At 65.2% G+C, this 796-nt stretch carries 2 protein-coding genes; both read left to right on the top strand.

From position 1 onward, the window contains the following. Positions 1 to 462 (top strand): aldehyde dehydrogenase family protein (locus ASD01_RS36600; RefSeq protein ID WP_280138777.1); only part of this gene is annotated, 462 nt, incomplete at both ends. Between the two features lie 22 nt (positions 463 to 484). Next, a partial coding sequence (locus ASD01_RS36605; RefSeq protein WP_458574493.1) for an aldehyde dehydrogenase family protein occupies positions 485 to 796 on the top strand: 312 nt, incomplete at its 3' end.

Below are 796 nucleotides of genomic sequence, written 5' to 3' on the forward strand. Positions count from 1 at the left end.
AAGCTCTTGTCGCGTGAGGAAGGCAAGACCTTGGCCGAAGGCATCGGCGAGACGGTGCGCGCCGGCCAGATCTTCGACTTCTTCGCCGGCGAGTGCCTGCGGTTGGCGGGCGAGGTGCTGCCGTCGGCAAGACCCAATATCGGCGTCGAGATCACCCGCGAGCCGGTCGGTGTCGTCGGCATCATCACGCCCTGGAACTTCCCGATCGCCATTCCCGCCTGGAAGATCGCGCCGGCRCTCTGCTACGGCAACACCGTCGTCTTCAAGCCGGCCGAACTGGTGCCCGGCAGTTCCTGGGCCATCGTCGACATTCTTAACCGCGCCGGCCTGCCGAAGGGCGTCTTGAACCTCGTCATGGGCAAGGGCTCGGTCGTCGGCCAGGCGATGCTCGACAGCCCCGACATTCACGCCATCACCTTCACCGGCTCGACCGGCACGGGCAAACGCGTGGCGCTCGCCTCCNGGCTCGGTCGTCGGCCAGGCGATGCTCGACAGCCCCGACATTCACGCCATCACCTTCACCGGCTCGACCGGCACGGGCAAACGCGTGGCGCTCGCCTCSGTCGAACACAATCGCAAATACCAGCTGGAGATGGGCGGCAAGAACCCCTTCGTCGTGCTCGATGACGCCGACCTCAATGTTGCAGTGGAAGCCGCGGTCAACTCCGCCTTCTTCTCGACCGGCCAGCGTTGCACGGCATCTTCGCGCCTCATCGTCACCGAGGGCATTCATGATCGCTTCGTGGCGGCCATGGGCGAACGGATGAAGGGGCTTGTGATCGACGACGCCTTGAAG

This window comes from Ensifer sp. Root423, assembly GCF_001426275.1.
Lineage (GTDB): Bacteria > Pseudomonadota > Alphaproteobacteria > Rhizobiales > Rhizobiaceae > Ensifer > Ensifer adhaerens.